Here is a 25,682-nt window from a genome sequence, read left to right as displayed (position 1 = left end):
TCTCCGGCCCGCGCGCCGAGCCTGTGACGGCTTAGCGCGCGCGTCCGCTTCGCGGTGCGGCTGGCGCCACGCGGCGCAGTCCCAGCCAGGTTCCGCCAAGCACGCAAGCCAGCCCCACGACATGCGTCAGCGTGACGTGCTCGTCCAGGAACAGGGACGCGAACAACAGCCCGAAAATCGGCAGCCAGTTGACGAACAGGGCCGCGCGGCTGATCCCCAGACGCGCGATGCCGGCGTTCCAGATGATGTTGCTGACGCCCGAGGCGATCACCGCCGAGAACATCAGAACCAGCCAAGGCCACCACGTCATCTGCCACGTGTCGGCCTGATACGAGGCGGGCGTCAGCGCCGCATGCGCCACCAGCATCACTCCACCCGCCAGGTACATGTACCAGAGCATGCCTAGCGGATCCATGGTGCGCGACATGCGCTGAATGACCAGGCCGCCGAACACGAACACCAGCACGGCCACGAAAACGACGGCGTCGCCCCAGCCCGTCAGACCGAATTGCGCGCCGCTGCCCGCAACCACCATGCCCACGCCCAACAAGCCCAGCATGGCGCCGGAGATGCGCACCAACGTCAGTTTTTCACGGTAGAAAATGGCCGCCAGCAGCGCCGACAGCAAGGGGCTCGTCGCCATGATCAGCGTGCCGTTGGCCGCCGACGAAAATCGCAGCCCGGACACCAGCGCGATCTGGTGCGCATACACCACCAGGAAACCCGCCAGCGCCGCCCACCCCAGCTCCACGCGGCCCAGCTTGGGGATGCGGCCGCGGCGAGCCTTGATGATGAGGGTGACGGTGATGAACGCGACGACGATCCGAACGGCGGCCAGCGCCTGGATGTCCATGTGCTGCGTCAGGTACTTGATGGAGACGATGTTCAGGCCCCATGTGGCCATGACGAACATCAATTGAATATAGATAAGACCGTTCCGGTCTTGGCTTGCATCAACTGTCGGGGACGTCACGGGCGCCGGCCTGAAGGGAGTGGAGTGCGCCGCCCACGCGGCGCAGCAGCCATGGTATACGCCCGGGCGTCAGCGCACCAGCACCTTGTCCAGCGATTCCGTGAAGCGCTTGGCGTCCTGGAAACCCACCACGCGGGCGTCCGGCAATTCCTTGCCGCCCGGCTCGAAGAACATGATGCCCGGCGGGCCGAACAAGCGGAAGCGCTTGAGCAGCGCGCGGTCGTCGGCATTGTTCGCGGTCACGTCGGCCTGCACCAGCAACATGCCCGACATGCGTTGCGCCACGCCGGGATCCGTGAAGGTGAAGCGCTCCATTTCGCGGCACGACACGCACCAATCGGCGTAGAAATCCAGCATGACCGGCTGGCGGCTTTGCGCCAGCAGCGCGTCCAGCTCGGCGTTGTTGCGCACGCGGGTGAAATGGACTTCGCCGCTTGTGGCCGCCGTGCCCGCCGGCGCACCGGCGCGCGACGCCAGGTGCGACAGCGGTTGCAGTACATCGCGTCCGCCGCTGGCCGCGCCAACCAGCCATGCGGCGGCGGCCAGCGCCAGCAACAGGCCCAGGCCCTTGCCGAACATGCGCGCCGCGCCCGCGCCCGCCGGCAGGGCGTCGAACGCCCGCAGCATCACGGCGGAGACCACCGCGAGGAAGGCCCAGCCCGTCATCTGCACCCAGGTGGGCACCACGGGAATCAGCATCCACCACGCGGTGGCCAGCAACAACATGCCGAACAGGCGCTTCACGCCGTCCATCCAGGGGCCCGCCTTGGGCAACAGCGCGCCGGACGAGGCGCCCACGATCAGCAGCGGCACGCCCATGCCCCAGGCCATGGCGAACAGCGCCGAGCCGCCCAGGACCACATCGCCCGTTTGCGAGATATACAACAGTGCGCCCGCCAGCGGCGCGGCCACGCAGGGCCCGACGATCAGCGCGGACAGCGCGCCCATCACCAGCGCGCCCGTGTAGCGCCCACCCGGAATACGGGACGACCGCTCGGCCAGTTTCGCCTGGATGCCCGACGGCATCTGGAAGGTGAAGGCGTCGAACATGGCCAGCGCCAGCACGGCCAGCAGGATGGCGAACAGGGTCAGGATCCAGGGGGTCTGCAGCCAGGCAGCCAGCCCCGCGCCGCTCAGGCCCGCGGCCACGCCCAGCGCGGTGTAGACCACCGACATGCCCAGCACGTAGGTTGCCGCCAGCGCCAGGCCGCGGCCGCGCGTCGGCCGCGACTGCGCCGCGCCACCCAGGACGATCGAAGACAAGATGGGAATCATCGGCAGGACGCAAGGCGTGAACGCCAGCAACAGGCCCAGCACCAGGAACACGCCCGCGGTTTTGGCCCAGCCCAGCCCACCCAGCGCATCCGCCAGCCCGGTGTCGCCCGCGTCGAACAACGCGCTCAAGCCGCCCGACGAGGCCGCCGAAGCCGTGCCCGAAGACGGCTGCGCCAAGGCCCCGCCCGCCAGTGCGTAGCCGCCCGCCACCGGCGTCAACTTCACGCTGCTGTCCATGGGCGGATAGCACAGGCCGGCGTCCGCGCAGCCCTGGCCGGTCAACGTCAACGTAAAGGGCTGCCCGCCCGCGCCGACCGGCACGCGGATCACGACGTCCTTGTGAAAGACCTCCATGTCTTTCTCGAAGGTGGGGTCGTACTTGACCTCGCCCTTGGGATAGACCGCTTCGCCAAGCGTCGTCGCGCCGATGGGGCTGATCGTGATGCCGAAGCGCTCGCGGTACATGTAGTAGCCGGGCGCGACTTTGTAGCGCAGTTCCAGCGTGTCGGGCGCCGTCATCTGCGCGCTGAACACAAAGGCCTTTTCGGGTTCCAGGAAGTCGGCTTCGGCACGCGCCGCCGCCTGCCACCCCATCAGCAACAGCGCCATCGCCAGGAACATCAGGCATTGCCTGAACAGGGCATGGGCCGCGCGGGTAGCGCGGGTGGCGTGAATCGGGCGCCGCGGCGCGCCGACGATACCGGCAAGTGACAACATCAGTCTCTCTTGTTCTGCGTAACGGCCGTCTGTTCGCGCACCCAATCCAGATAAGGCGCCGCGCCGCCAATGACGGGCAGCACGATGATCTCGGGCACATCGTAGGGATGCATTTGCGCCAGGGCCTGAACCACTGCCTGGTGGCGCGCGTAGGTGGTCTTGATGTGGATGGGGACTTCTTCCGCCCCTTCGACTTCTCCGTTCCACAGGTAGATGGACAGGCCCGGCGCGCCAAGGTTCACGCAAGCCGCCAATCCGTCTTCCACCAGCACGTGGGCGATGCGCTTCGCAAGCAGCAGATCGGGCGCATTGCTGATGACCAGCACGACGTCGTCATCGCGCAACATGGAGCCTCCTTGGGATACCCGTGTGGGATGTAACTCAGGGTATTTTATCGGTATTGCGGCAGCTGCCCGGCCCCGCAGGCCCGCCCTCGCCGCCAAGCCATCCGTTTCCATCGAGGCCCGCATGTCCGACAACTGCCTGTTCTGCCGCATCGCCCGGCACGAGATCCCCGCCCACGTCATCCACGAAGATGAGCGCCTGCTGGCCTTCCTGGACATCCAGCCGGTGCGTCCGGGCCACGTCCTCATCATCCCGAAGCAGCACTATCCGTACTTCGAGGACATGCCCGCCGACCTCGCCGGCCATATCCTGAACCTTGGGCAGAAGCTCGGACGCCACATGAAGCGTCTGTATGCGGTCGAACGCGTGGCCTTCGCCTTTACCGGCATCCACGTCGCGCACACCCACGCCCACGTCATTCCGATGCATCACACGCAGGACGTGACGTCGACGCAGTACATCGAGCAGCAAGACCTTACGTTCAAGATGCCGCCCCAAGCGCCTCAGGAGGCGCTGGCGGCCACCGCCGCGCAGTTGCGGGGGGAATTGCACGCCTCGTGACGCCAATCGCGTGGCGGGCTCGCAAATAAAACAAGGGCGGGTCCGAAGACCCGCCCTTGTCGCTTATCGAGCTACCGAGGATTACTCGGCGCTGTCCGCAGCGGCTTCATCAACTTCCGGACGGTCAACCAGTTCCATGAAAGCCATGGGAGCGTTGTCGCCTTGACGGAAGCCCATCTTCAGCACGCGGGTGTAGCCGCCGTTACGGGCCGCGTAGCGCGGGCCGATTTCGGCAAACAGCTTCACCACCGCATCGCGATCGCGCAGACGGGCAAATGCCAGACGCTTGTTCGCCAGCGTGGGCTCTTTGCCCAGCGTGATCAGGGGTTCGATGACGCGGCGCAATTCTTTCGCCTTCGGCAGCGTGGTCTTGATGGCTTCGTGGGTGATCAACGAAACGGCCATGTTGCGGAACATGGCAAGACGGTGACTGCTGGTGCGGTTGAGCTTACGCAAGCCATTACCGTGACGCATGATAAGTTTCCTTTGAATCTAAAGATGGCATTCGCCATCGGGTTGCCGGCTCTTCTATCAACCTGCAATCAGGCCGCGGTCCGGTAGAAAACGGTGCATTTTACGACGATTTCGCAAACCGCCCGACGGGGTTGCCGGGCGTTGCAGGTGGCGCCCCGTTGCCGGGGTGCCACCCGTTAAAACTTAGGGACGCTCCAGGCCCAGGGGCGGCCAGTTCTCGAGCTTCATGCCCAAGGTCAAGCCACGTGCAGCCAGGACTTCCTTGATTTCGTTGAGCGACTTGCGACCCAGGTTCGGGGTCTTGAGCAGCTCGTTTTCGGTACGCTGGATCAGGTCGCCAATGTAGTAGATGTTTTCGGCCTTCAGGCAGTTGGCCGAACGCACGGTCAGTTCCAGGTCGTCGACCGGGCGCAACAGCACCGGATCGATCTGCGGCGTGCCGCGGACCGGGGCTTCGTACGAATCGCCAGCGCCTTCCAGCGCGGCGAAGACCGAGATCTGGTCCATCAGGATGCGAGCCGACTGGCGCACCGCTTCCTCGGGGGAGATCACGCCGTTGGTTTCGATGTCCAGAACCAGCTTGTCCAGGTCGGTGCGCTGTTCCACGCGGGCGCTTTCAACCGCGTAGCTCACGCGGCGGACCGGGCTGAACGAAGCGTCCAGCACGATGCGGCCGATGGTGTGGGTGCGGTCTTCCGACAGCGCGCGCACGTTGCCCGGCACGTAGCCGCGGCCCTTCTCAACCTTGATCTGCATTTCCAGCTTGCCTGCGTCCGTCAGGTTGCAGATGGCATGGCCGGGGTTGATGATCTCGACGTCATGCGGCAGCTCGATGTCGCTGGCCAGCACGGTGCCCGCGCCGGACTTGCGCAGAACCAGCGTCACTTCGTCGCGATTGTGCAGCTTGAAGACCACGCCCTTCAGGTTCAGCAGGATGTCGACGACATCTTCGCGAACGCCCGGGATGGTCGAGTATTCGTGCACCACGCCCGTCATCTGGACTTCGGTCGGCGCGTAGCCGGTCATCGAAGACAGCAGGATGCGGCGCAGGGCGTTGCCCAGCGTGTGACCGTAGCCACGCTCGAACGGCTCCATCACGATCTTGGCATGGTGCGTGCCGACCGGTTCGACTTCAATGGAGCGCGGCTTCAGGAAACCTTGAGTGGACATTTACTGTGTTCCTTTTCAATACCCTCGGCTCGTTACACCGATAAGGCTGATGGACAGGGTGAAACATGAAACTCGGACGACGCCGAAACGCCGGCCGATACTTACCGCAAAGCCCGCCCCACCAAAAGGCGGAAAGCGGGCTGCTGCGGGACGTGCAAACGGGTCGCGAGACCAGCTTCGTGCCGGCACACCTGCGAAGGAGGCGCCGGCAGAGACCTGATTAACGCGAGTACAGTTCGACGACCATCGATTCGTTGATGTCGCGAGCGACGTCAGCGCGATCGGGGACCGACTTGAACGTACCGGTCAGCTTGGTCGAATCGACTTCCACCCATTGGGGGATGCCGATGCTGGTGGCCAGGTCGAGCGATTCCTTGATACGGCCTTGCGTCTTGGCCTTTTCGCGGATCGAAACGACGTCGCCAGCCTTGACCAGCATCGAAGCGATGTCAGCCGTGTGGCCGTTCAGTTCGATGGCGCGGTGGCTCACCAGCTGGCGAGCTTCGGCGCGCGTCGAGCCGAAGCCCATGCGGTAGACGACGTTGTCCAGGCGCGATTCCAGCAGCTGGATCAGGGTTTCGCCCGTGTTGCCACGGCGACGCTCTGCTTCAGCGAAGTACTTGCGGAATTGCTTTTCCAGCACGCCGTACATGCGCTTCAGCTTTTGCTTTTCGCGCAGCTGCAGGCCGTAGTCGGAAGTGCGGGCACCCGAAGTGCGGCCGTGTTGGCCAGGCTTGGAATCCAGCTTGCACTTGGAATCCAGCGAGCGACGGGCGCTCTTCAGGAACAGGTCAGTACCCTCGCGACGCGAGAGTTTGCATTTGGGTCCAATATAACGTGCCATGTGGATTCCCTTTAGATACGACGACGCTTCGGCGGACGGCAGCCGTTGTGCGGAACGGGCGTGATGTCGGCGATGGACGAAATCTTGATGCCCAGCGCGTTCAGCGCACGGACAGACGATTCGCGACCGGGGCCGGGGCCCTTGATACGCACTTCCAGAGTCTTGATGCCGTACTCCAGCGCGACGCGGCCAGCCGTTTCAGCAGCGACCTGCGCGGCGAACGGGGTCGACTTACGCGAACCCTTGAAACCAGCACCGCCCGACGTGGCCCACGACAGTGCGTTGCCCTGACGATCGGTGATGGTGATGATGGTGTTGTTGAACGAAGCGTGAACGTGCGCGATGCCGTCCGAGACGTTCTTCTTAACCTTTTTGCGCACGCGCGATGCGCCGCTGGTGGAAGCTTTCGCCATAATCCAGTTCCTCGATTATTTCTTCAGGGACGCAGCTGCACGACGCGGGCCCTTGCGGGTCCGTGCGTTGGTGCGAGTGCGCTGGCCGCGCACGGGCAAACCGCGCTTGTGACGCATACCGCGGTAGGTTCCCAGGTCGATCAAACGCTTGATCGAGAGCTGTACTTCACGACGCAGGTCGCCTTCAACCGTGAACAAACCAACATGTTCGCGGACGCGTTCCAATTCAGCGTCGTTCAGATCCTTGACCTTTTTGTCAAAGGGTACGTTTGCCGCTTCGCAGATTTTGCGAGCGCGCGTACGACCAATGCCAAAAATGGCGGTCAGTCCGATCTCGGCGTGCTGTTGCGGCGGGATGTTAATGCCAGCAATACGGGCCATGACTATTCCTTGAATAAATCTGTTGCGTAGTCGCTAACCCGAGTTAGCCTTGACGCTGCTTGTGACGCGGGTCGGTGCAGATAACACGCACCACGCCGTGACGTTTGATAACTTTGCAGTTGCGGCAGATCCGCTTAACCGATGCCATTACTTTCATGGTTGACTCCTAATTTTCCGTAATCCGGTTCCGCTCATTTGGAGCGGAAAACTATCCTGGCTCGCGTCAGATCATAGGGCGTGAGCTCCACTGTGACCTTGTCACCCGGCAGGATCCGGATGTAATGCATACGCATCTTGCCGGAAATATGGCCCAACACCACGTGGCCGTTTTCGAGCTTGACGCGAAATGTCGCGTTCGGGAGGTTCTCAAGAACCTCGCCTTGCATCTGAATGACGTCGTCCTTGGACATTCTTTTGCTTACCGCATCGGCAAACCCGCGCCCTTGAAGTTGGCCTTCTTGAGCAACGAGTCGTATTGGTGCGACATCATGTAGGCTTGAACCTGTGCCATGAAATCCATCGTCACCACCACAATAATCAACAGAGACGTACCACCGAAGTAGAAAGGAACGTTCCAGCGCATCACCAAGAATTCAGGCAACAGGCACACCAAAGTGATGTACAAGGCACCTGCGAGCGTCAGACGCATCAGGATCTTGTCGATGTAGCGCGCTGTTTGTTCGCCCGGACGGATGCCCGGAACAAACGCACCACTCTTCTTCAAGTTGTCCGCCGTTTCGCGGCTGTTGAACACCAGAGCCGTGTAGAAAAAGCAGAAGAAAATAATCGCGACGGAGTACAGCGTGATGTAGAGCGGTTGACGAGGCGACAGGGCCGCAGCCAGGTCGCTAAGCCAGCGCATGTTCTCACTGCTGGAGAACCAGCTCGTGATCGTGGCCGGGAACAGAATGATCGACGACGCGAAGATCGGCGGAATCACCCCTGCCATGTTCAGCTTCAGCGGCAAATGCGAGCTTTGACCACCGTAGACCTTATTGCCGACCTGACGCTTGGCGTAGTTCACCGTGATCTTGCGCTGTCCGCGTTCCACGAACACCACAAAAGCGGTAACCAACACCACCAAAGCCACAATGAACAGTGCCGAAAGCACGGACATCGCGTTGGTGCGTACCAGGTCCAACAGTGCAGCCAGCGCCGCGGGAAGACCCGCAACGATACCTGCGAAGATCAGGATGGAAATCCCGTTGCCCAGACCGCGTTCCGTAATCTGCTCACCCAGCCACATGACGAACATGGTGCCAGTGACCAGAGTCACAACGGTCGTGAAGCGAAACAGCATACCCGGATCGATCACCAGTCCCTGTTGGGACTCCAACGCTACCGAAATGCCCACTGCTTGCACCAGCGCCAGCACGACAGTGCCGTAGCGGGTGTACTGGGTAATCTTCCGACGACCGGATTCGCCCTCTTTCTTGAGCGCTTCCAGCGACGGCACCACCACCGACATCAACTGCATGATGATGGATGCCGAAATGTACGGCATGATCCCCAGGGCAAAAATCGAGAAACGCGAGAGCGCCCCACCCGAGAACATGTTGAACAGGCCCAGGATCCCGCCCTGGTTCTGACGGAACAAGTCCGCCAGCGCATCCGGATTAATACCCGGTACGGGGATGTGTGTACCCAAACGGTAAACCACCAGGGCGAGCACCAGGAACACAAGACGGCGCTTCAAATCACCGTACCGTGCTCCGGTTTTGCCCAATGCCTGCGCGTTAGCCACTCGTCACCTCGTGATCAAGCAAGCGAGCCGCCCGCGGCTTCGATGGCGGTGCGAGCACCGGCCGTCGCGGTAATGCCCTTGAGCACGACCTTGCGCGAGAGTTCACCCGACTTGATGACCTTGGCGTAACGAACCGCCTGGCCAATCACGCCAGCCGCCTTCAGCACTTGCACGTCGACTTCGTCGATGGGCAGGGCTTGCAGGTCCGACAGACGAACTTCGGCATACAGGTGTTGACCGAGCGGGGTGAAACCACGCTTGGGCAGACGACGCTGCAGCGGCATTTGACCGCCTTCGAAGCCAACCTTATGGAAACCGCCCGAGCGCGACTTCTGGCCCTTGTGACCACGGCCGGCGGTTTTACCCAGACCCGAACCGATGCCACGGCCGACGCGGCGCTTGGCGTGCTTGCTGCCCTCAGCGGGCTTCAGCGAATTAAGTTGCATATCCGACATGGTGATTCCTTAGGCTTCCGAGACGGAAACGAGATAATCCACCTTACGGATCATCCCACGCACCTCGGGCGTATCGACCAGCACGCGGCTGCTGTTGATGCGACCCAAGCCCAAACCGCGAACCGTATCACGGTGCGATTGCTTGGTACCGATCACCGAGCGCACGAGGGTCACTTTGATCTGCTTCTGAGCCATGATTTACCCCAGGATTTCTTCGACCGACTTGCCGCGCTTGGCAGCAACATCGGCCGGGGTCAGGGAAGCGCGCAGACCGTTCAACGTGGCGCGAACCATGTTGTAGGGGTTGCTCGAGCCCAGGCTCTTGGCAACCACGTTACGCACACCCATCACTTCAAAAATAGCGCGCATCGGGCCGCCGGCGATAACGCCAGTACCTTCAGCAGCCGGCGAGATCAGCACGGTAGCGGCGCCATGCTTGCCAACCACGGTGTGGTGCAGCGTGCCGTTCTTCAGAGCAACCTTGAACATGCCGCGGCGGGCCTGTTCCATTGCCTTCTGAACGGACACCGGCACTTCACGCGCCTTGCCCTTACCCATGCCGACGCGACCATCGCCATCGCCAACCACGGTCAGCGCGGCAAAGCTCATGGTGCGACCACCCTTGACCACTTTGCTCACGCGGTTGACCGCGATCATCTTTTCGCGGAGGCCGTCATCGTTCTCTTTTTCCGCGGCGTTCTTGCCTTGTACTTTAGCCATTTGACAGATCCTCGCTTAGAACTTCAGGCCGGCTTCACGCGCGGCATCGGCCAGCGCTTTCACGCGGCCATGGTAACGAAAGCCCGAGCGATCGAAAGCGACCAGTTCAATACCGGCAGCCTTGGCCTTTTCGGCCACGCGCTTGCCGACCAGCGTAGCAGCGGCAGTGTTGCCGCCCTGGCCGGTTTGGCCGGCCAGTTGCGCACGCACTTCGGCTTCCACCGTCGAGGCGCTGACCAGAACGCGATCGCCTTCCGGCGAAATGATGTTGGCGTAGATGTGCTGGTTCGAGCGGAAGACCGAGAGGCGGTGAACGCGCAACTCGTTGATCTTCCGGCGGGTCGGAACCGCACGACGCAAACGGGAAACTTTTTTGTCCATGATTCGTCCTTGCGTGCGCCGTTATTTCTTCTTGGTTTCTTTGATGACGACGCGTTCGTCCGAGTAACGCACACCCTTGCCCTTGTAGGGTTCGGGTTCGCGGTACGAGCGGATTTCAGCGGCCATCTGACCGACGACTTGCTTGTTGGCGCCCTTGATGACGATTTCCGTCTGGGTGGGGCATTCGGCCTTGATACCGGCCGGCAACTGATGCAAAACGTCGTGCGAGAAACCGAGCTGCAGCTTAACGGCATCGCCTTGGATCGAGGCGCGGTAACCCACGCCAACCAGGGTCAGCTTGCGCTCGAAGCCCTTGCTCACGCCGGTAACCATATTGGCCACCAGAGCGCGCACGGTACCCGACATGGCATTGGCGTGACGAGTTTCGTTGGCGGCGGCAAACGTGAGCTTGCCTTCGTCCATCGCAACCGTGACGTCGCCAGTCAGGGCTTGAGTCAGGGTGCCCAGCGGGCCCTTGACAATGATCTGATCCTGCTTGATGTCAGCTTCGACACCCTTGGGCAGTTCGACCGGATACTTAGCGATACGTGACATTCGAATTTCTCCTTAGGCCACGTAGCACAGCACTTCGCCGCCGACGCCGTTGGCGCGAGCCTTACGGTCGGTCATGACGCCGCGCGAGGTCGAAACGATAGCCACGCCCAGGCCGTTCATGACCTGAGGAATGCTGGTACGGCCCTTGTAGATACGCAGACCGGGGCGCGAAACGCGTTCAATGCGCTCGATAACCGGACGGCCAGCGTAGTACTTCAGGGTGATCTCGAGCTCAGGCTTGGCCTGGGTGCCCTTGATTTCAAAGCTGTCGATGTAGCCTTCGTCTTTCAGCACAGCGGCAATAGCCGCCTTCAGCTTCGAGGAGGGCATGCTCACCGTAACTTTGTCCACTTGCTGCGCATTGCGAATGCGGGTCAGCATATCGGCGATGGGATCGCTCATGCTCATAATGTATCTCCTACCAGCTGGCCTTGGTGATGCCGGGGATTTCGCCCTTCATCGCCATTTCACGCAGTTTGTGACGCGTCAGGCCGAACTTGCGGAACACACCGCGCGGACGACCGGTGACCACGCAACGGTTACGTTGGCGCGTCGGATTGGCATTGCGCGGCAGCTGTTGCAGCTTGAGCCGAGCTTGGTAACGTTCTTCGTCGGTCTTCGACTGGTCGTCGATGATCGCCTTCAACTCAGCACGTTTGCCAGCGAACTTGTCAGCCAGCTTGGCGCGCTTGATGTCGCGATTGATGAGGGAAAGTTTTGCCACGTCATCAGCCCCTTAGTTACGGAACGGGAAGCTGAAGGCCGTCAACAGCGCCTTGGCTTCTTCGTCGGTCTTCGCGGAGGTGGTGATGCTGATGTTCAGCCCACGCAGCGCGTCGATCTTGTCGTACTCGATTTCGGGGAAAATGATTTGCTCTTTCACCCCGATGTTGTAGTTGCCACGGCCGTCAAATGCACGACCCGAGATACCACGGAAGTCGCGCACGCGAGGCAGCGCGACCGCAACGAGGCGATCCAGGAATTCATACATGCGTTGACCACGCAGCGTGACCATGCAACCAATCGGGTAGTTTTCGCGGATCTTGAAACCGGCGATAGCCTTCTTGGTCTTCGTCACGACAGGCTTTTGGCCAGCGATCTTGGTCAGGTCCGACACCGCGTGTTCGATAACCTTCTTATCGGACACGGCTTCCGAGACACCCATGTTCAGGGTGATCTTGGTGATGCGCGGCACTTCCATGACGCTCTTGTAGCCAAACTTGGCCTGCAGGTCGCCAGCGACCTTGCTCTTGTAGAAATCTTGCAAACGAGACATGTCTATCGCCCCTTACGCCTTGGCGCCGACAACGGCACCATTGGAACGGAACACGCGGACCTTGCGACCTTCGACTTCTTGAACGCCCACGCGGTCGCCACGACCGGTTGCGGGGTTGAAGAGCGCCACATTCGAGATGTGGATCGGCATGGTCTTTTCGACAATCCCGCCCGGGTTGTTAGCCATCGGGTTGGCTTTCACGTGCTTCTTGGCAATGTTGACGCCTTCGACCAGAACGTGGTCGGCATCAACACGAGCCAGCACGGTACCGCGACGCTTCTTGTCGCGGCCGGTCAGGACGATGACTTCGTCGCCTTTACGAATGTTGTTCATCGTAGGGCTCCTTACAGCACTTCCGGGGCCAACGACACGATCTTCATGAACTTCTCGGTACGCAGTTCACGCGTAACGGGTCCGAAGATGCGGGTGCCGATGGGCTCCAGCTTGGCGTTGAGCAATACGGCGGCATTGCCACCGAACTTAATCAGCGAACCGTCTTTACGGCGCACGCCCTTGGCGGTACGAACCACCACGGCATTGTAAATTTCGCCTTTCTTGACGCGTCCGCGCGGAGCCGCATCTTTGACGCTCACCTTGATGATGTCGCCGATACCGGCATAACGGCGCTTGGAGCCACCGAGCACCTTAATGCACATGACATGACGCGCACCAGTGTTATCGGCCACGTCCAGCGTGGTCTGCATTTGGATCATGATTTTTCCTGTTCCAACTTAACTGGAAATACGGTTTTCCCAATAAGGGAACACTGCAATTCCTGCCAGTTTTGGTCCCGTCAGGTCTGCCGCCCTGCTTTATGTGTTGTAGCGCTAGCGCTTTCGCCCTATCTCTACAACTGGTTGGCAACGCAACGACCCTGGGTTGAAATCCTGCGGGTATTCCCCCAACACGCCGACTAGTCTTCGAAACAACTTTCGGTTAACTGGATCGACAATCTGGGAAAGCTGATCATTCTAGCGTGGTTAAATTTTGAGCGCAAGCACTTTGTTGGAATGACGCACAAAACACCACGCCCCTCTATGAGGGAAGCGGGTTGCGAGCTATCCGCCCCTTATTTGTGGCGGTAAAAGCTCTTCTCCCAGGCATCGTGGTTGGCCTTGCCGCGCCGGATTTCGTCCGTGAACGGGGCCGCCCTGAGCACCAGGCGATTCAGCCATTTTACCGGAACCCGGCACGGCCGTTCAAAGTCCACGAACAACACGGCCCGCAAACCGTCCGTGTCGTTGTGCACCTGATGAGGATACAGGTCGTCGAACACCACGGCGCGGCCTTCCCGCCAGCTATAGCGTTCGCCCCCGACCTCGATCCAGCAACGGTCGGCCGGCTCGGGCACGACCAGCCCCAGGTGCAGACGCAGGACGCCGTTGTACGGGCCAGTGTGCAGCGGGATCCGCTTGCCGGGCTCGAGGATGGAAAAGAAGGCGCTGCGGATGCCCGGGATCCCATCAAGCGCGCGGGCCGTTGCCGGGCAGCTGGCCAGGTTGCGTTCGGAACGCAGGCCATAGCCCATGAACAGGAAGGTCTTCCATTGATCGTCAGACGTGATCATGCCCACATCGGGCGAGATCTCGTGGAAAGCGGGCAGTTGCTGCCGCTGCGCCAGCAGTGCGGTGAGTTCGGCGCGGATGGCGGGGGTCTGCGCCTCGAGCGCCGCGATCCAGGGGAACTGGCCGTTCTGGAAGATGGGGCGGTCGCCCACCAGCGACGCCCGGGCGATCCGATGACGCAACCAATCGATGAAGCGGAACAACACGCGGGAGTAGAGACTGGGCTTGGCGGCGGGACGCGCGTCGACGGATTGCACGATGGATTCGGTGATGGTCGGCCAGAGAGCCCCCATTGTGGCCATGCGCGCGGAGGCTTGCAAGACGGGGCGCCACCGCCTCTGATTGGCCCCAGCTTCGCGCACGGGAGTGGCCCTCCCTGACGCGAACAAGCTGGTTTAGACTGGCGCGGGCGACAGCGGTCGCAATCCATCCCTATTTCGCAAGGAACGACAGGCATGTATGAACAGTTGGCGCTGTATATCGACGGCGAATTCATCTCCGGCGAGGGTAGGCGCACCCAGGACGTCATCAACCCGGCCACGCTGGAAGTGCTTGGCCAGTTGCCGCACGCCACCGAAGCGGATCTGGACCGTGCGCTGGCCGCCGCCCAGCGCGCGTTCGAATCCTGGAAGAAGTCCTCGCCCATGGACCGTTCCGCCATCCTGCGCAAGGTCGCCACGCTGTCGCGCGAGCGCGCCAAGGAAATCGGCCGCAACATGACGCTGGACCAGGGCAAGCCGCTGGCCGAGGCCGTGGGCGAAGTCACATCCTGCGCCGAGCATGCCGATTGGCACGCCGAGGAATGCCGACGCATCTACGGCCGCGTCGTGCCGCCCCGCAACCCGGACGTGCGCCAGTTCGTCGTGCGCGAACCCATCGGCGTCTGCGCCGCGTTCACGCCCTGGAACTTCCCGTACAACCAGGCCATCCGCAAGATCGCCGCGGCGCTCGGCGCCGGTTGCACGGTGGTGCTGAAAGGGCCGGAAGATTCGCCCAGCGCCGTCATGGCCATTGCCCGCATGTTCCACGACGCCGGCCTGCCCAAGGGCTGCCTGAACATCGTCTGGGGCGAGCCCGCAAAGATTTCCGACTACCTGATCCGCTCGCCGATCGTGCGCAAGGTCTCGTTCACCGGTTCCGTGCCGGTGGGCAAGCAACTGGCCGCCCTGGCCGGCGCGCACATGAAGCGCGTCACGATGGAATTGGGTGGCCATTCGCCCGTGCTCGTGTTCGATGACGCCGATGTCGAGCGCGCCGCCGAGATGCTGGCCAAGTTCAAGGTCCGCAACGCCGGCCAGGTCTGCGTGTCGCCCACCCGCTTCTACGTGCAGGAAGGCGCCTACGAGCAATTCCTGGCCCGCTTCTCGGACGTGCTGAAGAACATCAAGGTCGGCGACGGCCTGGAAGCCGGCACGGACATGGGCCCGCTGGCTCACGAACGCCGCGTACCCGCCATGAGCGCTTTCATCGACGACGCCAAGAAGCACGGCGGCAAGGTCGTGGTCGGCGGCGGCCCGCTGGACCGCAAGGGCTTCTTCTTCGCCCCCACGGTCGTGACGGACCTGCCCGACGACTCCATGCTGATGACCGAAGAGCCCTTCGGCCCCGTCGCGCCGGTCGTCCGCTTCAAGGACACCGATGAAGTGCTGCGCCGCGCCAACAGCCTGCCCTTCGGCCTGTCGTCGTACGTGTTCACGAACTCGTTGAAGACAGCCACGAAGGTCTCGAATGGCCTGGAGGCCGGCATGGTCAACATCAACCACTTCGGCAGCGCGCTGGCCGAGACGCCGTTCGGCGGCATCAAGGACAGCGGCATCGGCAGTGAAGGCGGCCTGGAAACGTTCGACGGCTACCTGGTCACGAAGTTCATCACGCACATCTGACCGCACCCCTGCAGAATCGAAAAGCCCCACGGTTTGGTCCGTGGGGCTTTTTTTATCGCCGGGTGGCGGCAAAACAAAAGCCAACCGCCCCCTACGAACTTGCCCGCAGGTCCCGCGGCGTCATGCCGAAGCGCCGCTTGAACAGGCGGCTGAAATGCGACGGGTGCGAAAACCCGACCTGGTAGGCCAGCTCGGCGATGCTGCGATGGCGGTGTTGTGGACTCAGCAGCAGTTCGCGGCATTTGTCCAGACGCTGATCGAAGATGAAGGACTCGGCCGACAGGCCGCCGGCGCGAAGGATGCGGTGCAGATAGGCGACCGACACGCCGCACCCTTGCGCCACGGCCTGCGGCGACAACGCCGGGTCGGCCAGATGCTGGCGGATGTAGGCCAGCACGCGCTGCCGATGCGCCACCGTCACGCTGCTGTCGGACTCCGACGCATGGCCTTGCCCCGATTGCACCAGGAACAGCACGATCAGGTCGATCAGGCGTTCGCCAAGTTCGGTGACCTCGGTGTCGGACCAGCCGCCCATGCCCTTGAACAAGTGCTCCATGTAACTGGCCAGCATCGCGCCACGCGGGGAACCATCGTCGATGCGCAGCTTGTAGAAGGCGCCGACGCGGGAATCCCGTTGCGACAGCGCGCTGCGCGGAAAGGACACGCTCAGGCTGCGATAGCCCGACGCGCCCAGCGCCGTCGCCTGATAGGGCAGGCTCTGGTTCATCAGGTACACGCAGCCGGGCTCGACCTGGAATTCCCGGCCTTGCTGCCGCACGGCCAGGGGACCGGCCAATGGCAAGCCGAAGGTGTAGAACTCCTGGTCCAGCCGCGACACATTGCCCGCGGTGCGTTCCAGCTTCTGTCCCTGATAGTGCAGGTCGTTGAACTGCAGACTGGCGCGGCGCGCATAGCGCACATGCCCCGCGAAATGGGTAGGCATGCCGCCGTGTACCTCGAACGGGCCGAAAGCGTCCGACAGCGCCGCGCGCCATTGCTCGCGCCGGTCAGCGCCAGCGCTGGCCGAGATGGCAAATTCCGTGTTGGACATGGCGCGGTCTCCTGTACGCGGCGGGAAGCGCAATTTGATCTTGCGTCTACAACTTCTTGACTCACCCTGCTCTGGGGTGCGCGGCGCATTGTGGATGCGTTTGGCGCAAGTCTATAGTCAGCCCGATAAGCACACAACCTGGACAACCCGGGAGGAGACTCATGGCAAACGCGCCTGCAACGGCCGCCCGCCACACGCCGGCTTCGCGCTATCTGCGCTGCGAAGGCCGCGAGCTGCACCTGACCGAATGGGGCGCGCCCGACGCGCCCCCCGTCATCATGTGGCACGGCCTGGCCCGCACCGGGCGCGACTTCGACGAACTGGCGACGGCGCTGGCGGACGACTACCGCATCATCTGCCCCGACACGATCGGGCGCGGCCTGTCGCAATGGAGCCCCGATCCGGTCGCCGAATACCAACTGGACTTCTACGCGCGCCTGGCCCGCGCGCTGGCCGACGGCTTGTCGCTTGGCCGGCTGCGCTGGGTGGGCACGTCGATGGGCGGCGCCACCGGCATGCACGCCGCGGCCACGACGCTGCACGGCCGGATCTCGCACCTGGTCGTCAATGACATCGGGCCCGAGCTGCCGCAGCCCGCCATCGACCGCATCCTGGCTTATGCCGGCAATCCGCCCGCGTTCGACACGGTCACCGAACTGGAGTCCTGGCTTCGCGTCGCCTACCGGCCCTACGGCTGGCAAAGCGACGAGCAATGGCGCCGGATGGCTGAAACCTCGATGCGACGCCTGCCCGACGGTCGCGTCACGGCGCATTACGACCCCGCCATCGTCGGACAGTTCAGCCATCACCCGGGCGACTATGACCGCTGGAACGGCTACGACTCGCTGCGCATGCCGGTGCTGCTGCTGCGCGGCGCCGACTCCGATCTGCTGCTGCCCGAAGTCGCCGACGCGATGACGCGACGCGGACCGTGCGCCCAACGCATCGACTTTCCCGATTGCGGCCACGCCCCCGCGCTGAACGTGTCGGCGCAGATCGACGCCATCCGCCGGTTCCTGGCCACGCCGGACCCTCTGCATGACCACACGGCGGCTGCGCTCGCCCGCCGATAACAGGAGACATCCATGAATCGCATTCTGCTTGCCGCGCTGGCAGCCCTTTGCATGAGTTCGGCCGCCGCCGCAAAAGACGTTGTCGTCGCCCATGTCTACGACAAGACGGGCCCGCTGGAGGCCTACGCCAAACAGACGCAGAACGGGCTGATGCTGGGCCTGGAGTACGCCACGCAGGGCACCATGATCGTTGCCGGCCGCAAGATCCGCGTGATTGAAAAGGATAACCAGGGCAAGCCCGACGTGGCCCGCGCGCAGCTGGCGTCGGCGTATGCCGACGACAACGCCGATATCGCCGTGGGCCCCACTTCGTCGGGCGTCGCGCTGGCCATGCTGCCGATCGCCGAAGAGTACGAGAAGATCCTGTTGGTGGAGCCCGCCGTGGCGGATTCGATCACGGGCGAAAAGTGGAATAAGTACATTTTCCGCACGGGCCGCAACTCGTCGCAGGATGCGATCGCCAACGCCGTGGCCTTCGACCAGGCGGGCACCTCGATCGCCATGCTCGCGCAAGACTATGCCTTTGGCCGCGACGGCGTGAAAGCCTTCAAGGGCGCGCTGAAGAACGCCAAGATCGTGCACGAGGAATACCTGCCCGCCAACGCCACCGACTTCACCGCGGGCGCGCAGCGCCTGTTCGATGCGCTCAAGGACAAGCCCGGCCGCAAGATCATCTTCATCCTGTGGGCGGGCGCGGGCAATCCGTTCAAGATCGCCGACCTGGATCCCAAGCGATTCGGCATCGAGATCGCGACGGGCGGCAACACGCTGGCCGCGATGACCCCGCTGAAGTCGCTGGCCGGCATGGAAGGCGCCACCTATTACTACTACGGCATCCCCAAGAATCCGATCAACGACTGGCTGGTCGCGGAACATCAGAAGCGCTACGGCCAGCCGCCGGACTTCTTCACGGCGGGCGGCATGTCGTCCGGCATCGCCATCGTGGCGGCGTTGAACAAGACCGCGGGTGATTCCGATACGGACAAGCTGATCAAGGCGATGGAAGGCCTGAGCTTCGACACGCCCAAGGGCAAGATGACGTTCCGGCCCGAAGACCACCAGGCCATGCAATCCATGTACCACTTCCGGATCAAGAGCGACCCTTCGGTGCCATGGGCGGTGCAGGACCTGGTCAAGGAAATCACGCCTGACCAGATGGCCGTGCCGATCCAGAACAAGCGCTGAAGACGCGCCACTGCGATGTTGGAAACCCAATCGCTCACGATCCGCTTCGGCGGGCATGTGGCCGTCAATGATGTCAGCTGCCGTTATGCGCCTGGCACGCTGACCGCCATCGTCGGCCCGAACGGCGCGGGCAAGACCACTTACTTCAACTTGATCTCTGGCCAGCTGCGCGCAAGCGCGGGGTCGGTGCGGCTGAACGGCCGCGATCTGACCTCGCTGCCCGCGCCGGCACGCATGCACGCGGGCCTGGGCCGCGCGTTCCAGCTGACGCAATTGTTCCCACGACTGTCCGTTCACGAGAATGTCCGGCTGGCGCTGCAATCGCGTCAGCAAGGCATGAGTTGGCGCCAGATCCGCTTCTGGCGCACCTGGGACGACGACCGCGCCCTATTGGCGCGCGCCGACGCGCTGCTGGAACGCACGCGGCTGTCCGCAAGGCGCGACCAGCCGGCCGCCGACCTGCCACATGGCGATCAGCGCAAGCTCGAGATCGCGATGCTGATCGCGCTGGAACCGCAAGTCTTCATGTTCGACGAACCCACCGCCGGCATGAGCGTGGACGATGTGCCCGTGGTGCTGGAGCTGATCCGCGAGATCAAGAACGATCCCTCCAAGACCATCCTGCTGGTGGAACACAAGATGGATGTGGTGCGCGAACTGGCCGACCGGATCGTCGTGCTGCACAACGGCCAGCTGATGGCAGACGGCGATCCCGCCTCCGTCATCGCGTCCCCCATCGTGCAGCAAGCCTATCTGGGCATGAGCCCGACGGAGCACAAGGCATGACCGCCCCGCTGCTGGAACTCAAGGGCGTGCAAACGCATATCGGCGCGTATCACATCCTGCACGGCGTGGATCTGGCCGTGCCGCCTGCGGCCGTGACCATGCTGCTGGGCCGCAACGGTGCCGGCAAGACGACGACGCTGCGCACGATCATGGGTTTGTGGCGCGCCTCGCAGGGCCGGATCACATTCGAGGGCATGCCCATTGGCGGCCCCGACACACGCAAGTCGCCCCCTGACATGGCGCGCATGGGCATGGCCTACGTGCCCGAGAACATGGGCATCTTCGCCGACCTGTCGGTCAAAGAGAACATGCTGCTGGCGGCGCGCCAGGCCCGAAGCGCCGAGCAGCTTGATACCGCGCGGCTGGAATGGATCTTCGGCTTCTTTCCGGCCCTGAAGAAGTTCTGGCTGCACCCCGCCGGCAAGCTGTCCGGGGGCCAGAAGCAGATGCTGGCGGTTGCCCGCGCCATCATCGAACCCCGCCGGCTGCTGCTGATCGACGAGCCCAGCAAAGGGCTGGCGCCTGCCATCGTGCAGAACATGATCGATGCCTTCATCGAGCTCAAGCAGGCGTCCACCACCATCCTGCTGGTCGAACAGAACTTCAACTTCGCGCAACGGGTCGGCGACCACGTCGCGGTCATGGACAACGGCCGCGTCGTGCACGCCGGCGGCATGCGCCAGCTTGCGGAAGACGACTCGCTACAGACACGCCTGCTGGGCCTGTCGTTAGGAAGCCACCAATGAGCACCCTGGATATCGATGCCCCGCTGCCGCGCACGCGCGCGGATTTGCGCCCTGTCCTGCTGGTCGTGGCGCTGGCCGCCCTGGCCTTGCCGATGGTCGGCTCTTTTTCAACCTGGGTCACGCTGACGCTGGCCGGCTTGGCAATGGGCATGATCATCTTCATCGTGGCGTCCGGCATGACCCTGGTGTTCGGACTGATGGACGTCCTGAACTTCGGGCACGGGCTCTTCATCGCTATTGGCGCCTACATGGCGGCGACGGTACTCGGCGGCATGGCCGACTGGACCCAGACAGGCAGCCTGTGGATGAACTTGGCCGCGGTGTTGCCGGCCATGATCGTGGGCATGCTGGTGGCAGGCGCCGTGGGCGTCGCGTTTGAACGCGTGATCGTGCGGCCCGTGTATGGACAGCACCTCAAGCAGATCCTGATCACGATGGGCGGCATGATCATCGGTGAAGAGATCATCAAGATGATCTGGGGTCCGCAGACGCTGTCGCTACCGCTGCCCGAAGCCCTGCGGGGCGCATTCCTGCTGGGCGATGCGGCCATCGAAAAATTCCGGATCGTGGCGCTTGCCGTGGGCGTGCTGGTGCTGGGCGGCATGCTGTGGCTGCTGAACCGCACCAAGCTTGGCCTGCTGATCCGAGCCGGCGTGGAAGATCGCGAGATGGTGGAAAGCCTGGGCTACCGCATCCGGCACCTGTTCGTAGGCGTGTTCGTCGCCGGATCGATGCTTGCCGGGTTGGGCGGTGTGTTGTGGGGCATGTACCAGCAGTCGGTCGTGCCACAATTGGGCGCGCAGGTAAACGTGCTGATCTTCATCGTGATCATGATCGGCGGCCTGGGCTCGACCGTGGGGTGTCTGATCGGCGCGCTGCTGGTGGGCCTGATGGCCAACTACACGGGTTTCCTGCTGCCCAAGGCCGCTCTGTTCTCGAATATCGCGCTGATGGTCGCGATTCTGTTATGGCGCCCGCAAGGCGTGTATCCGGTCACGAATCGCTAGGAATCGCCAACATGTCTTTTCGCCTGCTCTCCGGCGACCCGCCACGCAGCACCGTCCTGGCACTGGTGCTGATCACGGTCGTCGCCTTGCTTGCCGCCGCACCCTTCCTCTTTCCCGGCCCCAAATCGCTGGCGGTGGCTGCCAAGATCCTGGTGTTCGTGATCCTGGTGGCCAGCTACGATCTGCTGCTGGGCTACACAGGCATCGTGAGCTTTGCGCACACCATGTTCTTCGGCATCGGCGCCTATGGCGTGGCGATCGCCAGCATCCGGATGGAACCCGGCTGGGCCGCCGTGTTCGCGGGCGTGGGCGGCGCGCTGGCGGTGTCGCTGGCTTTCGCCCTACTGATCGGCCTGGCCAGCCTGCGCGTGCGCGCCATCTTCTACGCAATGATCACGCTGGCCGTCGCGGCGGCCTTCCAGACGCTGGTGTCGCAGCTGTCGGACCTGACCGGTGGCGAAGACGGCCTGAACTTCAAAGTCCCCCAGGTGTTGCGGCCCGCGTTCCGCCCGCTGTCGGAGCCCCTGTTCGGCATCACGGTCGACGGCCGCATCATCACGTATTACCTGATCGCCGCGGTCTGCGTCTTGTTGTTCCTGATGCTGCTGCGCATCGTGAATTCCCCGTTCGGCCGCGTACTGCAAGCCATCCGCGAGAATCCTTTCCGCGCCGAGGCGATCGGCTACCGCACCGTGCTGTACCGCAGCCTGTCCAATCTGCTCGCCGCCGGCTTCGCCACGCTGGCCGGCGCCATGTACGCGCTTTGGCTGCGCTACAACGGTCCGGATACGTCGCTGTCGTTCGAGATCATGCTGAACATCCTGCTGATGCTCGTGATCGGCGGCATGGGAACCATGTATGGCGCGGTGGTCGGCGCCAGCCTGTTCGTGTTCGCGCAAAGCTATCTGCAAGATGGCCTGCACGTGATCCACGATGCCGTGTCGGGCGTGACACCGCTGGCTCTGCTGTTCGAACCGGACCGCTGGCTGCTGTGGCTGGGGATCCTGTTCGTGGTGTCGGTCTACTACTTTCCGACCGGCATCGCGGGACGGCTGCGGGAACTGGCGCAGCGGCGCTGACCGCTCGGGATGGCCGCACGCGCGGCAACGCCGCGCATGCCGTCCACCGCTTTACTTCTCCTTGCTGCTCAAGCGGTCCAGGTCGCGGCGAAACAGCGCAGAAACGGCGCTATTTGCCGCTCTGGCGCAGCGTGTCGGCTTCGCGCCGCATGCTGTCGATGCGACGCTGCATTTCGTCGATCTTGCCGCGGTCAAGCTGCGATCCGCTCGGCGTGGGCGCCAAAGGCCGCATCGTGGAACCCGAGTTCAACGGCATCATCGCCGGCGGCGCCGTCGCGGCGTCGACGGGCTTCTGATTCAGCAACCGCTCAAGCAGCAATAGTTGATCGCGCTGCCCCTGCAACGCCTGTTCCTGCGTCACCAGGGCTTGCTCACCCTCGTCGTCGGTGCCAAAAATGGCCGCGTGGTCGCGCGATCCGGCGGGAAGCTTGACGCGCGGCTCGGGCCCGGCATTCAGGACGTTCTTGCCCGCGCGCGCGTCGTCAACGGGTGACGCCGCGGTAACCTCCGCGCCGGACTCGCCAGGTTGCGCGCTGGCGGTGGCTGCCGCGCCTAGCGCGACGCCAAGCATGCCGGCCTTGACGGCGTTGCGCATGATGTCCGTTACCTGCATGGGCCTGAATCTCCGGAACAAAAAAAAACGGCAAGGGGATGAGCCCTTGCCGTTTTATATCAGAACGGCGAACCGTTCCGATGACTACTTAGATGATACGTGCGGCTTCAACCAGACGCACCACACGCCACGACTTCGAGCGCGAGATGGGACGGCCTTCAGCGATTTCAACCGTATCGCCTTCGTTGAATTGGTTCGATTCGTCGTGTGCCTTGTACTTCGCGGAACGCACGATGATCTTGCCGAAGATGGGGTGCTTGACGCGGCGCTCAACGAGCACAACGACAGTCTTGTCCATCTTGTTGCTGACGACCTTGCCAACCAGCGTACGCTGGCGCTTGGCCACTTGGGTGTTTTGAGTTTCGCTCATGTTTATTTCCCTGCCTTCTCGGTCAGCAAGGTACGAACGCGCGCAATGTCGCGACGCACGTTGCGCAGCTGGCTGGTGTTGGCCAGTTGCTGCGTGGCCTTCTGCATACGCAGACCGAATTGTGCCTTCAGCAGGCTTTCGAGCTCTTTGCCGAGCTCGGCGGCGTCTTTCGAACGGAGTTCGCTAGCTTTCATGTTAGTACTCCTTAAGCACCGATATGACGCGCGACGAACGTGGTCGAAATCGGCAGCTTGGCAGCGGCCAGGCGGAAAGCTTCACGCGCGATCTCTTCGCTCACACCTTCCATTTCGTAGAGCACTTTGCCGGGCTGAATTTCAGCGACCCAGTACTCAGGATTGCCCTTACCGTTACCCATACGGACTTCGGCGGGCTTTTGCGAGATGGGCTTATCCGGGAAAATGCGAATCCAGATACGGCCGCCACGCTTGATGTGACGATTGATAGCACGACGAGCAGCTTCGATCTGGCGAGCGGTCAGACGGCCACGGCCGGTGGCCTTCAGACCGAATTCGCCGAACGACACGTGGGTACCACGGGTCGCCAGACCGGTGTTGCGGCCCTTCTGCTCTTTGCGATACTTTCTGCGAGAGGGTTGCAGCATGGTTATTCTCCTTCAGGCGCCGGAGCAGCGTCCGCCTTGCGGGGACCACCACGACCACGACCACCCGGACGACCGGTGCGAGCACCGTCCGGACGATCACCACGCGGAGCGCGGCGCGGACGACGTTCTTCTTCGCGCGGGGCAGCGGTTTCCGGCGGCAATTCGCCGTTAGCCAGCATGTCGCCCTTGTAGACCCAGACCTTGATGCCAATCACGCCATACGTGGTGTGGGCTTCGGAGGTGCCGTAGTCGATGTTGGCCTTGAGGGTGTGCAGCGGCACACGGCCTTCGCGATACCACTCGGTGCGAGCAATTTCGATACCGTTCAGACGGCCGGCGCTCATGATCTTGATGCCTTGGGCACCCAGACGCATTGCGTTCTGCATCGCGCGCTTCATTGCGCGACGGAACATGATGCGCTTCTCGAGCTGTTGCGAGATCGAGTCGGCGATCAGTTGAGCATCGGTTTCCGGCTTGCGGATTTCTTCGATGTTGACGTGCACGGGCACGCCCATCAGACGCTGCAGATCAGCCTTCAGGCTTTCGATGTCTTCGCCGCGCTTGCCGATCACCACGCCCGGACGAGCCGAGTAGACGGTGATGCGGGCATTCTTGGCCGGACGCTCGATGATCACGCGACCAACGGAGGCGCTCTTGAGCTTCTTCTTGAGGTACTCGCGAACGCGAATGTCTTCGGCAAGCATCGTGCCAAAGGCCTTGTCGTCGGCGAACCAACGCGAGGACCAATTACGGGTGACCGCGAGACGGAACCCAGTGGGGTGAATTTTCTGACCCATCGTGACTCCTTAAGCTCCGACCTTGACCGTGATATGGCAGGTCTGCTTCTCGATACGGTTGCCGCGGCCCTTGGCGCGAGCGGAGAAGCGCTTCATCGACTGAGCCTTGTCCACAAAAATCGTGGTGACTTTCAGTTCGTCGATATCTGCGCCGTCGTTGTGCTCGGCGTTGGCGATGGCGGACTCGACAGCCTTCTTCAGGATGACGGCAGCCTTCTTCGGCGAGAAGGTGAGGATCTCCAGCGCACGGCCGACCTTCTGACCGCGGATCAAGTCCGCAACCAGACGGGTCTTCTGTGCCGAGATGTGCACCCCACGGATAATGGCAGTAGTTTCCATCGCTTACCTCTTCGCCTTCTTGTCCGCGGCGTGACCCTTGAACGTACGGGTCAGCGCGAACTCGCCCAGCTTGTGACCGACCATGTTCTCGTTGATGTACACGGGGACATGCTGCTTGCCGTTGTGCACAGCGATCGTCAGACCGATGAACTCGGGCAGGATCGTGGAACGACGCGACCAGGTCTTGATCGGCTTCTTGTCTTTGCCCGCGACGGCCGTGTCCACCTTTTTGATCAGGTGAGCATCGACAAACGGGCCTTTCTTGATCGAACGTGACATAGT

At 62.7% G+C, this 25,682-nt stretch carries 38 protein-coding genes; 8 read left to right on the top strand and 30 right to left on the bottom strand.

All coding sequences use genetic code 11. From position 1 onward, the window contains the following. Positions 1-31 precede the first annotated feature (31 nt). From CQ050_RS05045 to cutA, 3 genes are all read right to left on the bottom strand, one after another. Entirely contained in the window at positions 32-913 is an 882-nt protein-coding gene (locus tag CQ050_RS05045) for a DMT family transporter (RefSeq protein WP_105555716.1), read from the bottom strand. A gap of 129 nt (positions 914-1,042) precedes the next feature. Then, entirely contained in the window at positions 1,043-2,965 is a 1,923-nt protein-coding gene (dsbD, locus tag CQ050_RS05040; RefSeq protein WP_105555715.1) for a protein-disulfide reductase DsbD, read from the bottom strand. Beyond that, positions 2,965-3,312 (bottom strand): divalent-cation tolerance protein CutA, encoded by a 348-nt coding sequence (cutA, locus tag CQ050_RS05035; protein ID WP_105555714.1) that lies wholly within the window; start codon positions 3,310-3,312, stop codon positions 2,965-2,967. The genes dsbD and cutA overlap by 1 nt, the downstream gene beginning before the upstream one ends. Positions 3,313-3,433: 121 nt before the next feature. Between cutA and CQ050_RS05030 the strand changes: the two genes are divergently transcribed. After that, positions 3,434-3,871, top strand: a complete 438-nt coding sequence (locus tag CQ050_RS05030) for an HIT family protein (protein ID WP_105555713.1) — start codon at positions 3,434-3,436, stop codon at positions 3,869-3,871. Positions 3,872-3,952: 81 nt separating this feature from the next. On the opposite strand, the gene rplQ is transcribed toward CQ050_RS05030, so the two are convergent. The 19 genes from rplQ to CQ050_RS04935 all read right to left on the bottom strand — a co-directional run bounded on the left by rplQ (position 3,953) and on the right by CQ050_RS04935 (position 14,151). Next, complete coding sequence (gene rplQ, locus CQ050_RS05025) at positions 3,953-4,345, bottom strand: 50S ribosomal protein L17 (RefSeq protein WP_006216513.1); 393 nt, start codon at positions 4,343-4,345, stop codon at positions 3,953-3,955. A gap of 183 nt (positions 4,346-4,528) precedes the next feature. Then, entirely contained in the window at positions 4,529-5,515 is a 987-nt protein-coding gene (gene rpoA, locus CQ050_RS05020) for a DNA-directed RNA polymerase subunit alpha (protein ID WP_105555712.1), read from the bottom strand. A gap of 220 nt (positions 5,516-5,735) precedes the next feature. Further along, positions 5,736-6,359 (bottom strand): 30S ribosomal protein S4, encoded by a 624-nt coding sequence (gene rpsD / locus CQ050_RS05015; protein ID WP_105555711.1) that lies wholly within the window; start codon positions 6,357-6,359, stop codon positions 5,736-5,738. 11 nt (positions 6,360-6,370) lie between these two features. Next, positions 6,371-6,772 (bottom strand): 30S ribosomal protein S11, encoded by a 402-nt coding sequence (gene rpsK / locus CQ050_RS05010; protein ID WP_006216516.1) that lies wholly within the window; start codon positions 6,770-6,772, stop codon positions 6,371-6,373. Positions 6,773-6,787: 15 nt separating this feature from the next. Next, the gene (rpsM, locus tag CQ050_RS05005) at positions 6,788-7,153 is read right to left on the bottom strand and encodes a 30S ribosomal protein S13 (RefSeq protein ID WP_006216517.1); all 366 of its coding nucleotides are present in this window, start codon (positions 7,151-7,153) and stop codon (positions 6,788-6,790) included. Between the two features lie 43 nt (positions 7,154-7,196). After that, the gene (rpmJ, locus tag CQ050_RS05000) at positions 7,197-7,310 is read right to left on the bottom strand and encodes a 50S ribosomal protein L36 (RefSeq protein ID WP_003806928.1); all 114 of its coding nucleotides are present in this window, start codon (positions 7,308-7,310) and stop codon (positions 7,197-7,199) included. Between the two features lie 34 nt (positions 7,311-7,344). Beyond that, positions 7,345-7,563, bottom strand: coding sequence for a translation initiation factor IF-1 (gene infA / locus CQ050_RS04995; protein WP_003806927.1), 219 nt, complete (start codon positions 7,561-7,563; stop codon positions 7,345-7,347). Between the two features lie 8 nt (positions 7,564-7,571). Beyond that, positions 7,572-8,897 carry a preprotein translocase subunit SecY gene (gene secY, locus CQ050_RS04990; RefSeq protein ID WP_105555710.1) on the bottom strand — a complete coding sequence of 442 codons (1,326 nt, stop codon included), beginning with the start codon at positions 8,895-8,897 and terminating at the stop codon, positions 7,572-7,574. A 14-nt stretch (positions 8,898-8,911) separates the two neighbouring features. Next, on the bottom strand, positions 8,912-9,352 hold the full coding sequence (gene rplO, locus CQ050_RS04985) for a 50S ribosomal protein L15 (protein ID WP_105555709.1): 441 nt from the start codon (positions 9,350-9,352) through the stop codon (positions 8,912-8,914). A gap of 9 nt (positions 9,353-9,361) precedes the next feature. Further along, the gene (gene rpmD / locus CQ050_RS04980) at positions 9,362-9,547 is read right to left on the bottom strand and encodes a 50S ribosomal protein L30 (RefSeq protein ID WP_006216520.1); all 186 of its coding nucleotides are present in this window, start codon (positions 9,545-9,547) and stop codon (positions 9,362-9,364) included. A 3-nt stretch (positions 9,548-9,550) separates the two neighbouring features. Beyond that, positions 9,551-10,072: a 30S ribosomal protein S5 gene (gene rpsE / locus CQ050_RS04975; RefSeq protein ID WP_006216521.1), complete on the bottom strand. Its 522-nt coding sequence runs from the start codon at positions 10,070-10,072 to the stop codon at positions 9,551-9,553. A gap of 15 nt (positions 10,073-10,087) precedes the next feature. Continuing rightward, positions 10,088-10,453, bottom strand: coding sequence for a 50S ribosomal protein L18 (gene rplR, locus CQ050_RS04970; RefSeq protein ID WP_006227039.1), 366 nt, complete (start codon positions 10,451-10,453; stop codon positions 10,088-10,090). Between the two features lie 21 nt (positions 10,454-10,474). Further along, a complete protein-coding gene (gene rplF / locus CQ050_RS04965) occupies positions 10,475-11,008 on the bottom strand; it encodes a 50S ribosomal protein L6 (RefSeq protein ID WP_105555708.1) in 534 nt (177 codons plus the stop codon). Between the two features lie 12 nt (positions 11,009-11,020). After that, on the bottom strand, positions 11,021-11,416 hold the full coding sequence (gene rpsH / locus CQ050_RS04960) for a 30S ribosomal protein S8 (protein WP_006216525.1): 396 nt from the start codon (positions 11,414-11,416) through the stop codon (positions 11,021-11,023). 10 nt (positions 11,417-11,426) lie between these two features. After that, positions 11,427-11,732: a 30S ribosomal protein S14 gene (rpsN, locus tag CQ050_RS04955; RefSeq protein WP_105555707.1), complete on the bottom strand. Its 306-nt coding sequence runs from the start codon at positions 11,730-11,732 to the stop codon at positions 11,427-11,429. Between the two features lie 12 nt (positions 11,733-11,744). Then, positions 11,745-12,284, bottom strand: a complete 540-nt coding sequence (gene rplE, locus CQ050_RS04950) for a 50S ribosomal protein L5 (protein WP_006216529.1) — start codon at positions 12,282-12,284, stop codon at positions 11,745-11,747. A 12-nt stretch (positions 12,285-12,296) separates the two neighbouring features. After that, positions 12,297-12,617, bottom strand: coding sequence for a 50S ribosomal protein L24 (rplX, locus tag CQ050_RS04945; RefSeq protein WP_105555706.1), 321 nt, complete (start codon positions 12,615-12,617; stop codon positions 12,297-12,299). 11 nt (positions 12,618-12,628) lie between these two features. Further along, on the bottom strand, positions 12,629-12,997 hold the full coding sequence (gene rplN, locus CQ050_RS04940) for a 50S ribosomal protein L14 (protein ID WP_046807446.1): 369 nt from the start codon (positions 12,995-12,997) through the stop codon (positions 12,629-12,631). 356 nt (positions 12,998-13,353) lie between these two features. After that, a complete protein-coding gene (locus tag CQ050_RS04935; protein ID WP_369868257.1) occupies positions 13,354-14,151 on the bottom strand; it encodes an aspartyl/asparaginyl beta-hydroxylase domain-containing protein in 798 nt (265 codons plus the stop codon). 153 nt (positions 14,152-14,304) lie between these two features. On the opposite strand from CQ050_RS04935, the gene CQ050_RS04930 reads away from it, so the two are divergent. After that, a complete protein-coding gene (locus tag CQ050_RS04930) occupies positions 14,305-15,732 on the top strand; it encodes an NAD-dependent succinate-semialdehyde dehydrogenase (protein WP_006227034.1) in 1,428 nt (475 codons plus the stop codon). A 91-nt stretch (positions 15,733-15,823) separates the two neighbouring features. Here the strand turns inward: CQ050_RS04930 and CQ050_RS04925 are convergent, their stop codons facing one another. Beyond that, on the bottom strand, positions 15,824-16,783 hold the full coding sequence (locus tag CQ050_RS04925) for a helix-turn-helix domain-containing protein (RefSeq protein ID WP_105555705.1): 960 nt from the start codon (positions 16,781-16,783) through the stop codon (positions 15,824-15,826). Positions 16,784-16,944: 161 nt separating this feature from the next. On the opposite strand from CQ050_RS04925, the gene CQ050_RS04920 reads away from it, so the two are divergent. From CQ050_RS04920 to CQ050_RS04895, 6 genes are read left to right on the top strand one after another with little or no spacing between them, the layout of a single operon-like run. Then, positions 16,945-17,856, top strand: a complete 912-nt coding sequence (locus CQ050_RS04920) for an alpha/beta fold hydrolase (protein ID WP_105555704.1) — start codon at positions 16,945-16,947, stop codon at positions 17,854-17,856. 12 nt (positions 17,857-17,868) lie between these two features. Next, the gene (locus CQ050_RS04915) at positions 17,869-19,041 is read left to right on the top strand and encodes a substrate-binding domain-containing protein (protein ID WP_105555703.1); all 1,173 of its coding nucleotides are present in this window, start codon (positions 17,869-17,871) and stop codon (positions 19,039-19,041) included. Between the two features lie 15 nt (positions 19,042-19,056). Continuing rightward, positions 19,057-19,827 carry an ABC transporter ATP-binding protein gene (locus tag CQ050_RS04910; protein WP_105555702.1) on the top strand — a complete coding sequence of 257 codons (771 nt, stop codon included), beginning with the start codon at positions 19,057-19,059 and terminating at the stop codon, positions 19,825-19,827. Next, complete coding sequence (locus CQ050_RS04905) at positions 19,824-20,573, top strand: ABC transporter ATP-binding protein (protein WP_105555701.1); 750 nt, start codon at positions 19,824-19,826, stop codon at positions 20,571-20,573. Before CQ050_RS04910 ends, CQ050_RS04905 begins: the two co-directional genes overlap by 4 nt. Next, on the top strand, positions 20,570-21,580 hold the full coding sequence (locus tag CQ050_RS04900) for a branched-chain amino acid ABC transporter permease (RefSeq protein WP_105555700.1): 1,011 nt from the start codon (positions 20,570-20,572) through the stop codon (positions 21,578-21,580). Before CQ050_RS04905 ends, CQ050_RS04900 begins: the two co-directional genes overlap by 4 nt. Before the next feature lie 11 nt (positions 21,581-21,591). Then, positions 21,592-22,659 carry a branched-chain amino acid ABC transporter permease gene (locus CQ050_RS04895; protein WP_105555699.1) on the top strand — a complete coding sequence of 356 codons (1,068 nt, stop codon included), beginning with the start codon at positions 21,592-21,594 and terminating at the stop codon, positions 22,657-22,659. A gap of 109 nt (positions 22,660-22,768) precedes the next feature. On the opposite strand, the gene CQ050_RS04890 is transcribed toward CQ050_RS04895, so the two are convergent. The 7 genes from CQ050_RS04890 to rpsS all read right to left on the bottom strand — a co-directional run bounded on the left by CQ050_RS04890 (position 22,769) and on the right by rpsS (position 25,679). Beyond that, positions 22,769-23,272, bottom strand: coding sequence for a hypothetical protein (locus tag CQ050_RS04890; RefSeq protein ID WP_105555698.1), 504 nt, complete (start codon positions 23,270-23,272; stop codon positions 22,769-22,771). Between the two features lie 88 nt (positions 23,273-23,360). Next, positions 23,361-23,642, bottom strand: coding sequence for a 30S ribosomal protein S17 (gene rpsQ / locus CQ050_RS04885; RefSeq protein ID WP_006227023.1), 282 nt, complete (start codon positions 23,640-23,642; stop codon positions 23,361-23,363). A gap of 2 nt (positions 23,643-23,644) precedes the next feature. Continuing rightward, on the bottom strand, positions 23,645-23,836 hold the full coding sequence (rpmC, locus tag CQ050_RS04880; RefSeq protein ID WP_003806912.1) for a 50S ribosomal protein L29: 192 nt from the start codon (positions 23,834-23,836) through the stop codon (positions 23,645-23,647). Between the two features lie 11 nt (positions 23,837-23,847). Further along, positions 23,848-24,264, bottom strand: a complete 417-nt coding sequence (gene rplP, locus CQ050_RS04875) for a 50S ribosomal protein L16 (RefSeq protein WP_006216552.1) — start codon at positions 24,262-24,264, stop codon at positions 23,848-23,850. A gap of 2 nt (positions 24,265-24,266) precedes the next feature. Further along, on the bottom strand, positions 24,267-25,061 hold the full coding sequence (gene rpsC / locus CQ050_RS04870) for a 30S ribosomal protein S3 (RefSeq protein WP_006227022.1): 795 nt from the start codon (positions 25,059-25,061) through the stop codon (positions 24,267-24,269). 9 nt (positions 25,062-25,070) lie between these two features. Next, entirely contained in the window at positions 25,071-25,400 is a 330-nt protein-coding gene (gene rplV / locus CQ050_RS04865) for a 50S ribosomal protein L22 (protein ID WP_006227021.1), read from the bottom strand. Positions 25,401-25,403: 3 nt separating this feature from the next. Continuing rightward, positions 25,404-25,679: a 30S ribosomal protein S19 gene (gene rpsS, locus CQ050_RS04860; protein ID WP_006216555.1), complete on the bottom strand. Its 276-nt coding sequence runs from the start codon at positions 25,677-25,679 to the stop codon at positions 25,404-25,406. Between the last annotated feature and the right edge of the window lie 3 nt (positions 25,680-25,682).

It is taken from the genome of Achromobacter sp. MYb9 (assembly GCF_002975275.1).
GTDB lineage: Bacteria > Pseudomonadota > Gammaproteobacteria > Burkholderiales > Burkholderiaceae_B > Achromobacter.
Note: the sequence above shows the minus strand (reverse complement) of the source record. Positions and strands in the feature narration are given on the sequence as shown.

Bases quoted from the DNA above. Each gene is read 5' to 3' on its own strand.
- rplE (WP_006216529.1), bottom strand. From the start codon at position 12,284: ATGTCTCGTTTGCAAGATTTCTACAAGAGCAAGGTCGCTGGCGACCTG.
- CQ050_RS04890 (WP_105555698.1), bottom strand. From the start codon at position 23,272: ATGCAGGTAACGGACATCATGCGCAACGCCGTCAAGGCCGGCATGCTT.
- CQ050_RS04930 (WP_006227034.1), top strand. From the start codon at position 14,305: ATGTATGAACAGTTGGCGCTGTATATCGACGGCGAATTCATCTCCGGC.
- rplR (WP_006227039.1), bottom strand. From the start codon at position 10,453: ATGGACAAAAAAGTTTCCCGTTTGCGTCGTGCGGTTCCGACCCGCCGG.
- CQ050_RS04915 (WP_105555703.1), top strand. From the start codon at position 17,869: ATGAATCGCATTCTGCTTGCCGCGCTGGCAGCCCTTTGCATGAGTTCG.
- rpsQ (WP_006227023.1), bottom strand. From the start codon at position 23,642: ATGAGCGAAACTCAAAACACCCAAGTGGCCAAGCGCCAGCGTACGCTG.
- rpsM (WP_006216517.1), bottom strand. From the start codon at position 7,153: ATGGCCCGTATTGCTGGCATTAACATCCCGCCGCAACAGCACGCCGAG.
- rplN (WP_046807446.1), bottom strand. From the start codon at position 12,997: ATGATCCAAATGCAGACCACGCTGGACGTGGCCGATAACACTGGTGCG.
- rpsD (WP_105555711.1), bottom strand. From the start codon at position 6,359: ATGGCACGTTATATTGGACCCAAATGCAAACTCTCGCGTCGCGAGGGT.
- rpmJ (WP_003806928.1), bottom strand. From the start codon at position 7,310: ATGAAAGTAATGGCATCGGTTAAGCGGATCTGCCGCAACTGCAAAGTT.
- rplP (WP_006216552.1), bottom strand. From the start codon at position 24,264: ATGCTGCAACCCTCTCGCAGAAAGTATCGCAAAGAGCAGAAGGGCCGC.
- rpsE (WP_006216521.1), bottom strand. From the start codon at position 10,072: ATGGCTAAAGTACAAGGCAAGAACGCCGCGGAAAAAGAGAACGATGAC.
- CQ050_RS04920 (WP_105555704.1), top strand. From the start codon at position 16,945: ATGGCAAACGCGCCTGCAACGGCCGCCCGCCACACGCCGGCTTCGCGC.
- rpmD (WP_006216520.1), bottom strand. From the start codon at position 9,547: ATGGCTCAGAAGCAGATCAAAGTGACCCTCGTGCGCTCGGTGATCGGT.
- dsbD (WP_105555715.1), bottom strand. From the start codon at position 2,965: ATGTTGTCACTTGCCGGTATCGTCGGCGCGCCGCGGCGCCCGATTCAC.
- rplF (WP_105555708.1), bottom strand. From the start codon at position 11,008: ATGTCACGTATCGCTAAGTATCCGGTCGAACTGCCCAAGGGTGTCGAA.
- cutA (WP_105555714.1), bottom strand. From the start codon at position 3,312: ATGTTGCGCGATGACGACGTCGTGCTGGTCATCAGCAATGCGCCCGAT.
- CQ050_RS04900 (WP_105555700.1), top strand. From the start codon at position 20,570: ATGAGCACCCTGGATATCGATGCCCCGCTGCCGCGCACGCGCGCGGAT.
- rpsC (WP_006227022.1), bottom strand. From the start codon at position 25,061: ATGGGTCAGAAAATTCACCCCACTGGGTTCCGTCTCGCGGTCACCCGT.
- CQ050_RS04935 (WP_369868257.1), bottom strand. From the start codon at position 14,151: ATGGCCACAATGGGGGCTCTCTGGCCGACCATCACCGAATCCATCGTG.
- CQ050_RS05030 (WP_105555713.1), top strand. From the start codon at position 3,434: ATGTCCGACAACTGCCTGTTCTGCCGCATCGCCCGGCACGAGATCCCC.
- CQ050_RS05045 (WP_105555716.1), bottom strand. From the start codon at position 913: ATGTTCGTCATGGCCACATGGGGCCTGAACATCGTCTCCATCAAGTAC.
- rpoA (WP_105555712.1), bottom strand. From the start codon at position 5,515: ATGTCCACTCAAGGTTTCCTGAAGCCGCGCTCCATTGAAGTCGAACCG.
- CQ050_RS04905 (WP_105555701.1), top strand. From the start codon at position 19,824: ATGACCGCCCCGCTGCTGGAACTCAAGGGCGTGCAAACGCATATCGGC.
- infA (WP_003806927.1), bottom strand. From the start codon at position 7,563: ATGTCCAAGGACGACGTCATTCAGATGCAAGGCGAGGTTCTTGAGAAC.
- rpsK (WP_006216516.1), bottom strand. From the start codon at position 6,772: ATGGCGAAAGCTTCCACCAGCGGCGCATCGCGCGTGCGCAAAAAGGTT.
- rplX (WP_105555706.1), bottom strand. From the start codon at position 12,617: ATGAACAACATTCGTAAAGGCGACGAAGTCATCGTCCTGACCGGCCGC.
- rplO (WP_105555709.1), bottom strand. From the start codon at position 9,352: ATGTCGGATATGCAACTTAATTCGCTGAAGCCCGCTGAGGGCAGCAAG.
- CQ050_RS04925 (WP_105555705.1), bottom strand. From the start codon at position 16,783: ATGTCCAACACGGAATTTGCCATCTCGGCCAGCGCTGGCGCTGACCGG.
- CQ050_RS04910 (WP_105555702.1), top strand. From the start codon at position 19,057: ATGTTGGAAACCCAATCGCTCACGATCCGCTTCGGCGGGCATGTGGCC.
- CQ050_RS04895 (WP_105555699.1), top strand. From the start codon at position 21,592: ATGTCTTTTCGCCTGCTCTCCGGCGACCCGCCACGCAGCACCGTCCTG.
- rplQ (WP_006216513.1), bottom strand. From the start codon at position 4,345: ATGCGTCACGGTAATGGCTTGCGTAAGCTCAACCGCACCAGCAGTCAC.
- rpsS (WP_006216555.1), bottom strand. From the start codon at position 25,679: ATGTCACGTTCGATCAAGAAAGGCCCGTTTGTCGATGCTCACCTGATC.
- rpsH (WP_006216525.1), bottom strand. From the start codon at position 11,416: ATGAGCATGAGCGATCCCATCGCCGATATGCTGACCCGCATTCGCAAT.
- rplV (WP_006227021.1), bottom strand. From the start codon at position 25,400: ATGGAAACTACTGCCATTATCCGTGGGGTGCACATCTCGGCACAGAAG.
- rpmC (WP_003806912.1), bottom strand. From the start codon at position 23,836: ATGAAAGCTAGCGAACTCCGTTCGAAAGACGCCGCCGAGCTCGGCAAA.